Genomic DNA, 8080 nt, shown 5'->3' on the forward strand with positions numbered 1-8080 from the left:
TCGCCGCCCGTCGCCCCCGGCGCCACCCCCCCCCCCCGGGGGGGGCCCCGGCCGCCCCACCGGCGCCACCCGGGGGTACCACCCTTGCGGCCCCGGGGGGGGCGTGGTTGGACGGTTGTCCATCACGCCACCGGAAGGGGTGAACGGGCGTAACTTTCCCGCGCGGGGCGCGTTCGCCGCGCCGGGGGATCAGCTCTTCGGGTACGGCCACGGGTTCGGGCGGCAGCTGATCCCGTCGTGGTCGAGGAACTTGGTCTGCTGCTGCATGACCGGGGCCAGGTCGCCGTCCTTGTCACAGGTGACGTGGTTGAAGCCCAGGCGGTGGCCGACCTCGTGGTTGATCAGCATCTGCCGGTAGGCGTGGATCTCCTCGCCGTAGGTGTCCGCTCCCCGCGCCCAGCGGTCCGCGTTGATCATCACGCGCTCGGTGGCCGCCGAATCGCAGGAGACGTTGTCCACGGTGGTGTCCAGGCCGGACTTGGCGCACCAGTCGGCGGTCGTGTCGGGGCCGGCGAGGGTGATCACGAAATCGGCCTCGCCGGAGTGGATGCGCTCGAAGGTGCGCGCGTCGTTGTGCGCCCAGCTGCGGTCGTCGTTGAGCGTCTTCTGGACCGCCTCGGCGAAGAGTTCGCCGTCGAGGTCGAGCCCCTGCTCCACGTCCACCCGGTAGGTGAACTTCTGCCCCCTGCCCGGGGCCCTGTCGACGCCGGTGATCGCGGTGAACTTCCCCGTGCCCCCGCGTGCGGCGTCGACCGGGTCCTTCCTGTCCATCCTCTGCTCGTACGTCAGCGGTTCGGCGCCGGGTGCGGAGGGCGTCTCCCGGCCGTCCCCGCGCGAGGCGGGATCCCGGACGTCGCGCGCCTGCTCACCGGCGGTCTGCGCCTGCACGCCGGCGCCGGCGCGTTCGTCGGCGACCTGGCCGGCCACGACGACGGCCAGCACCGTGGTGACGGCGGCGGCCGCGATCCCGGTGAACGTCCGTCCCCTGCCGCCCTTGGCCGGCGCGGACGCTCCGGCCGGCGGCGCGTCCTCGTCGTCGGGGCCGGCGGCCGGGGCGGCGCTCCGGTCGGTGACGGCGGCACGGGGGCCCGGCGGGCGGGGCACGGAGGCGGACGGGCGCGGGGAGAAGCGGTCGGCGCCCTCGCCGAAGGCGTCGAGGTACTCCTGGCGCGGTCCGCCGGGAGGCGCCTGCCGCTGCCGCGGGAGGGGCGCGCCCGGTCCCGTCGGCGTGCCGTGCCCGGACGCCGTACGACCGCTCGGCGTCCCCCAGCCGCCCCCGGGCTCCCACTGCTCGGGATGCCCGCCGCGGACCGGGGGGACGCCGTGGGCGGGCGTCCCGTCCGGGAACCGGGGAACACCCCGCGCGGGGGTCCCGTCCGGCAGCCATCCGTCGGGCAGGCGCGGCACGCCGTGCGCGGGGGTCCCGTCCGGGAGGCGCGGCGCTCCGTCGGCCGGCGTCCCGTCCGGGAGGCGCGGCGTCCCGTGTCCCGCCGGTCCGTACCCCGGAGGGGTCCCGTACTCCCGGGCCTCGCCCCCGGCCCCGGACGGGTCTCCCGGTACCGGACGGCCGTCCCTGGCCCCACCCTTGTCCGCGGTGCCGCCCTTCGGGGCGGGTCCACGACGGCTGTGGCGTCCCATGTCGCGCCTCAGCCCCTCGCGCTCTCGGCGGTGGTCCCCCCACCGGCGTCGGCGGGTGCACCCGGAGCGCCCTGCGCGCCCGGGGCACCAGTATCCCCCTCGTCCGCCGAATCCGTTGTGTCCGCCAGGAGTTCGCGGAAGGCGAGGGCCACCGTCCCGGGGTACTCCATCATCGCCACGTGCCCCGCGTCCGGGAGGGTCACCAGCCGGGAGTCCCGGAAGGCGCGGGCCGACCGCTGGGCCATGCGGAAGCCGACGAGCTGGTCCCGGCCGCCGTAGACGAGCAGGGTCGGCGCGAGCACCCGCTCGGCCTGGCGCCACAGCCCCTGCTGACCACCCAGCGTGTACGCGTTGACGAGCCCCCGCGCGGAGCGCGCCATCGCGTCCCAGAAGTACGGCAGCCGCAGCCGCCGCTCCATCTCCTGCACCGCGTTGCGGAACGCTTCCGGGGACACCTGCGCGGGGTCGCCGTAGCAGAGCCGTATCACCCCCTTGACGCGCTGCTCCGCCGTCCACTCCCGGGTGATCCGGGTGAACAGCGGTGCGACGCCGGGCACCGCCAGCAGTCCGGTGGGGACGGCGGTGCGCTGCACCCGCAGTTCCGGCAGGGCCGGCGACACGAGCGTGAGGGTGCGGACGAGGTCGGGGCGCACGGCGGCGACACGGGTCGCGACCGCGCCGCCCAGCGAGTTGCCGAAGAGGTGCACCGGGCCGCGGCCGGTCGCGTCGAGGTAGCGGATCACCGCGCGTGCGTGCGCGGTGAGGGAGTAGTCGCCGTCGTCCGGGGGCGGGGAGTCGCCGAAGCCCGGCAGGTCCACGGCCTCGCTGTCGACGACGTCGTCCAGCAGCGGCATGAGTGCCGACCAGTTGAGCGAGGAACCGCCGAGTCCGTGGACGTAGAGGGCGGGCGGCAGCCCCTCCCGCGCGGGCGGCCGCGACCGCACCGACAGGATGACCCCGCGCAGCTCCACCGTCCTGAGCCGTTCGCCCTCCGCCACCCTGACCGCCGCCACCCTGGGAAGCACGTTTGCGGGTGGCACGGACGGCAGCTCGGTCGAAGGCATGCGGCAATGTTACGAGACGATCACGTGGCGGTTCGTGTGTTCGCCGTCACAGGGGGCGGGGCCCGCCGTGCGCTCCCCGTCACGTCCCGGTCGCGGATCGCATAGCGTCCGGATCCGGTGTCTCCTAGGCTCGAGGAAGGGCACCCGTACGTGGCCCCCGCGATCTCCGGGGGCGCGCCGGAGACACCGGAGACATGGACAGGAAGGGAGCCCGGCATGGCCGTAGATCCGACCGACCCCGAGACTTTCGTGGAGGACGAGGACGTCCGCGGGGACGTGGAGTTCGACGTCGAGGCGCCCGAGGTCGACGCGGCCGAGCAGCAGGCGGAGGTGAGGCCGGACCGTGACGACCCGATGACCGGCGTCGAGCCCGACCGCGCCAACGAGGCGGACCTGGTGGAGCAGGCCCGGATCGTCTCGCTCGACGAGGACGACTACCGGTGACGGACGCGCCGGCGAGGACCGTCGTCGGGCCGTGAGGAGGAAACTTCTTGCCCGCTCTGACAGCTTTTGAAACCGTCCGTATGGCTTTCACCGCCGTCCGGTCCGTGAAATTCTGCGCCCTCACCGCGCGCACCACGGTTACCGAAAAGTACGATGGCGGCGCGGCTCACACCGCATGTGGACGACAATGGGAGGCGGCGTGACAGCCATCGAGCAGACGGACGCGGTACGCCCGAGGGGTACACGCCTGCCGCGCCGTGCCCGACGGAACCAACTGCTGGGCGCCGCCCAGGAAGTCTTCGTCGCGCAGGGTTACCACGCGGCCGCGATGGACGACATCGCCGAGCGCGCGGGCGTCAGCAAGCCGGTGCTCTACCAGCACTTCCCGGGCAAGCTCGATCTGTACCTCGCCCTGCTGGACCAGCACTGCGAGGCCCTGATCCAGTCGGTGCGCCACGCGCTGGCGTCGACGACGGACAACAAGCAGCGCGTGCGGGCGACCATGGACGCCTACTTCACGTACGTCGAGGACGACGGCGGCGCCTTCCGCCTGGTCTTCGAGTCGGACCTGACGAACGAGCCCGCCGTGCGCGAGCGCGTCGACAAGGTGACCACCGAGTGCGCGGAGGCGATCTGCGACGTGATCGCCGAGGACACCGGCCTGTCGCGGGCCGAGTCGATGCTGCTCGCCTCGGGGCTCGGCGGCCTCGCCCAGGTGGTGGCGCGGTCCTGGCTGCACAGCGACCGCAGCGTGCCGCGCGACCAGGCGGTGCAGTTGCTGGCCTCGCTGGCCTGGCGGGGCATCGCGGGATTCCCGCTGCACGGCAACGAACAGCACCACTGAGGACACGGGGCGAACGGCCGGGGGCCGTTTGTTCCCGTCGATTGTTCGCTTCTGGCGTTGCGGGGCGCGGCGTGTACGTCCCCTCACCGGGCTAATGTGTGCAGGTACGGCGCGGAAGGTCGCGCACTTCACTGACCGTCGGAGGGACATAGCCGTGGAGGTCAAGATCGGCGTGCAGCACGCGCCCCGCGAGATCGTTCTGGAGAGCGGTCAGAGCGCCGAGGAGGTCGAGCGCGTGGTGGCCGAGGCGCTGGCCGGGAAGTCGCAGCTGCTGAGCCTGGTGGACGAGCACGGCCGCAAGGTCCTGGTTCCGGCCGACCGTCTCGCCTACATCGAGATCGGCGAGCCGACCCCGCGCAAGGTGGGCTTCGGCGCGCTGTAGGCGCGACCGGCAGTCGAGTGGTCAGGCGGGGGCCCGGCGGTTCGAGACCGCCGGGCCCCCGCCTGTCCTGTTTCACGGACGGCGCACGGGCGCTCCACAGAGGATTGAATTTCGCAGGTCAGGGGTAGTACGGGCTACGACCGATATGAGCAGGCCGGCCATGTGGGAGGGACCCCGACATGTTCTTGGAAGCGCTCGGCTCCGCGATCCTCGGCCTGACCCTGGCGTGGGCGGCCGCCCACCGCCTGCCGCACCGGCTCCCCGCCCGTGCCCTGGTCCTGCCGACCGGCGTGGCCGGAGCGCTCTTCGGCGCCTTCCTGATGAGCACCGCGCTGGACGCCGGCAGTCTGCTGACGGTCCTGTTCGGCGCGGTGATCGTGTCCGTGGCGTCCCTGTCGCTGCTGCTGCGCCCTGCGGGAAGACTGCGCCGTCGGTCGGCGACCGCTTGACCGGCCGCCGTCGACGGCGCCGGTCGTGACCCGGCCCCCGGCCGCCCGCCTCGGGGGATCGCTCCGGGGGCGCCGGACGGGCCCGGCCGTCCTCAGGCCGCCAGCCCCAGCGCGGCCATCCGCTTGGTGTGCGCCTCGGTGATCCGGGAGAACATCCTGCCGACCTCGGCGAGGTCGAACCCGTCCGCGACACCGCCCACGAGCATGGTCGACAGCGCGTCCCGGTCGGCGACGACCCGCTGGGACTGGGACAGCGCCTCGCCCATCAGCCGCCGCGCCCACAGCGCGAGCCGTCCGCCCACGCGCGGGTCCGCGTCGATCGCCGCGCGCACCTTCTCCACGGCGAAGCCGCCGTGCCCGGTGTCGTCGAGCACGGCCAGCACCAGGGCGCGGGTGTCGGAGTCCAGACGGGCCGCGACCTCGCGGTAGAAGTCGCTGGCGATGGAGTCGCCGACGTACGCCTTGACCAGTCCCTCCAGCCAGTCGGAGGGGGCCGTCTGCCGGTGGAAGCCGTCGTAGGCCGCGACGAACGGCTCCATCGCGAGCGTCGGCTCCTGGCCGATTCCGGCCAGCCGGTCGCGCAGCCGCTCGAAGTGGTGGAACTCGGCCGACGCCATCTTCGCCAGCTCCGCCTTGTCCGCCAGCGTGGGCGCCAGCTTGGCGTCCTCCGCCAGCCGCTCGAACGCCGCCAGCTCGCCGTACGCGAGCGCGCCGAGCAGGTCCACGACGGCGGCACGGTACTGCGGGTCGGCGGAGGCGGCCGCCCAGTCCATGGCGGCGACGCCGGTGGGCCCGGCGGGGGTGTCGGGGGTTTCCGCGGCGTTGTCAGGCTTGTCAGAGCTCGTCATGAAGCGCACAATAGCCCGCTCGCCGCGTCCTGGAGGGTCGTGGCCGATCAGTGTGACGACGACTACGTGACCAGATCGGCCATGGCGTGTGCGCGGATCCGGGGTATGGTGGTAATGCGCCTGCTGAGCACTCTGACGTACTCGACAGGCCGCATGTATGAGGATGCCCGGTCGGAGGCCCGATCGGCTCCGACCCGACAGCCCTCCGAGGCCGTACGGCACTGTGCGTACGGAATCCGGAGGGACACCTCAGCGGTACGAGCGCTCGAGCGTCGGCAGTGGTCCCGTGTCCTACGGCCCCGCCCGTAAGGCAGCCGACGTCCCCGACACGGTCCCTACACGACCCCCGCGCTCGCCTCGCACCGCGCACACAGAAGAGGCAGCACCCTGACTACGACGTTCCGAGAGCTCGGGATCCTCCCCGAGACCGCCGAGGCCCTGGAGGCCGTCGGCATCATCACCCCCTTCCCCATCCAGGAGATGACGCTCCCCGTGGCCCTGTCGGGCGCGGACGTCATCGGCCAGGCCAAGACGGGCACCGGCAAGACGCTCGGCTTCGGCCTTCCGCTCCTCGAGCGCGTCACCGTCCCCGCCGACGTCGAGGCCGGCCGCGCGAAGCCCGAGGACCTCACCGACGCGCCGCAGGCGCTGATCGTCGTCCCCACCCGCGAGCTGTGCACACAGGTCACCAACGACCTGCTCACCGCCGGCAAGGTGCGCAACGTGCGCGTCACCGCCATCTACGGCGGCCGGGCCTACGAGCCGCAGGTCGAGGCGCTGAAGAAGGGCGTCGACGTGGTCGTCGGCACCCCGGGCCGGCTGCTCGACCTCGCCGGGCAGAAGAAGCTCGACCTCAAGCACGTGAAGGCCCTCGTCCTCGACGAGGCCGACGAGATGCTCGACCTGGGCTTCCTGCCCGACGTCGAGAAGATCATCGGCTTCCTCCCGGCCAGGCGCCAGACCATGCTGTTCTCGGCCACCATGCCGGGCGCGGTGATCGGCCTGGCCCGGCGCTACATGTCGCAGCCGACGCACATCAACGCCACGTCCCCGGACGACGAGGGCGCGACGGTCGCGAACACCACGCAGTTCGTCTACCGCGCGCACAACATGGACAAGCCCGAGATGGTCGCGCGGATCCTGCAGGCCGACGGCCGGGGCCTGGCCATGGTCTTCTGCCGCACCAAGCGCACCGCCGCCGACCTCGCCGACCAGCTCAAGCAGCGCGGCTTCGCCTCCGGCGCGGTCCACGGCGACCTCGGTCAGGGCGCCCGCGAGCAGGCGCTGCGCGCGTTCCGCAACGGCAAGGTGGACGTGCTCGTCTGCACCGACGTCGCCGCCCGCGGCATCGACGTCGAGGGCGTGACGCACGTCATCAACTACCAGTCCCCCGAGGACGAGAAGACGTATCTGCACCGCATCGGCCGCACCGGCCGCGCGGGAGCGAAGGGTACGGCGATCACGCTGGTCGACTGGGACGACATCCCGCGCTGGCAGCTGATCAACAAGACGCTGGACCTGGGCTTCGGCGACCCGCCGGAGACGTACTCCACCTCCCCGCACCTCTTCTCGGACCTCGGCATTCCCGAGGGCACCAAGGGCGTCCTGCCGCGCTCGGAGCGCACCCGCGCCGGGCTGGACGCGGAGGAGCTGGAGGACCTGGGCGAGCCGGGCGGACGCGGTGGCCGGGGCGGGCGCGAGGCCCCCCGCTCCGCGGACCGGGAGAGCTCGACCCGCACGCCGCGGCGCCGTCGCCGTACGCGCGGCGGAGCGGCGCTGGACGAGGCGGCGCAGCAGCCCGTGAGCCCGGCCGCCGAAGACGCCGGCGAGGCGGAGGCCGGCACGGCCGCCCGCACGCCGCGGCGCCGTCGCCGTACCCGCGGCGGGGCCCCGGCCGGGGCGGCGACCGCGGTGGAGACCGTGGTGAAGACGACGGAGTCCGCGGCGACCGCGGAGGGGACGGCCGAATCCGCCGTCGACACGGCGGAGGGCACGGTGGCCCCCTGGGCGGCCGAGACCCCCGCGAAGCCGCGCCGTCGCAGGACGCGCAGGAACGCGGCGGACACGGAGACGGCGGTGGCCACCCCGGCGACCGAGGAGACCACGGTGGCCGTGGCGGCTCCGGTCGTGGCGGAGACCCCGGTCGCCGCCGAGCCCGAGGCCCCGGCCGCCGAACCGCGCCGCCGCACCCGCAAGACCGCGGCCAAGAAGGCCGAGACCGCCGCCGACACCGCCGAAGGCAACACCGAGACGGCCGAAGCCACCGAAACCAAGCCGCGCCGCACCCGCAAGACCGCGGCCAAGAAGGCCGAAGCCGCCGCCGACACCGCCGAAGGCAACACCGAGACGGCCGAAGCCACCGAAACCAAGCCGCGCCGCACCCGCAAGACCGCGGCCAAGAAGGCCGAAGC

Annotated in this window: 8 protein-coding genes; 5 read left to right on the top strand and 3 right to left on the bottom strand. The window is 73.6% G+C overall.

The window, feature by feature from the left end; translation table 11 throughout:
• Window positions 1–189: 189 nt before the first annotated feature.
• Window positions 190–1638 (bottom strand): DUF3152 domain-containing protein, encoded by a 1449-nt coding sequence (locus ABTY20_RS30510; protein WP_352000374.1) that lies wholly within the window; start codon window positions 1636–1638, stop codon window positions 190–192.
• Window positions 1639–1646: 8 nt separating this feature from the next.
• Window positions 1647–2702 carry an alpha/beta fold hydrolase gene (locus ABTY20_RS30515; protein WP_352000375.1) on the bottom strand — a complete coding sequence of 352 codons (1056 nt, stop codon included), beginning with the start codon at window positions 2700–2702 and terminating at the stop codon, window positions 1647–1649.
• 216 nt (window positions 2703–2918) lie between these two features.
• Between ABTY20_RS30515 and ABTY20_RS30520 the strand changes: the two genes are divergently transcribed.
• The 4 genes from ABTY20_RS30520 (at window position 2919) to ABTY20_RS30535 (ending at window position 4821) form a co-directional block, all read left to right on the top strand.
• Window positions 2919–3146 (top strand): Rv3202a family protein, encoded by a 228-nt coding sequence (locus ABTY20_RS30520; protein WP_352000376.1) that lies wholly within the window; start codon window positions 2919–2921, stop codon window positions 3144–3146.
• 199 nt (window positions 3147–3345) lie between these two features.
• Window positions 3346–3990, top strand: coding sequence for a TetR/AcrR family transcriptional regulator (locus ABTY20_RS30525; protein ID WP_352000377.1), 645 nt, complete (start codon window positions 3346–3348; stop codon window positions 3988–3990).
• A gap of 154 nt (window positions 3991–4144) precedes the next feature.
• On the top strand, window positions 4145–4372 hold the full coding sequence (locus ABTY20_RS30530) for a DUF3107 domain-containing protein (protein WP_352000378.1): 228 nt from the start codon (window positions 4145–4147) through the stop codon (window positions 4370–4372).
• 179 nt (window positions 4373–4551) lie between these two features.
• A complete protein-coding gene (locus ABTY20_RS30535) occupies window positions 4552–4821 on the top strand; it encodes a hypothetical protein (RefSeq protein WP_352000379.1) in 270 nt (89 codons plus the stop codon).
• Between the two features lie 92 nt (window positions 4822–4913).
• Here the strand turns inward: ABTY20_RS30535 and ABTY20_RS30540 are convergent, their stop codons facing one another.
• Window positions 4914–5669 (bottom strand): ferritin-like domain-containing protein, encoded by a 756-nt coding sequence (locus ABTY20_RS30540; protein ID WP_352000380.1) that lies wholly within the window; start codon window positions 5667–5669, stop codon window positions 4914–4916.
• A 480-nt stretch (window positions 5670–6149) separates the two neighbouring features.
• On the opposite strand from ABTY20_RS30540, the gene ABTY20_RS30545 reads away from it, so the two are divergent.
• A partial coding sequence (locus ABTY20_RS30545) for a DEAD/DEAH box helicase (RefSeq protein ID WP_352000381.1) occupies window positions 6150–8080 on the top strand: 1931 nt, incomplete at its 3' end.

Source organism: Streptomyces sp. NPDC126497, assembly GCF_040302425.1.
In the GTDB taxonomy this organism is placed as follows: Bacteria; Actinomycetota; Actinomycetes; order Streptomycetales; family Streptomycetaceae; genus Streptomyces.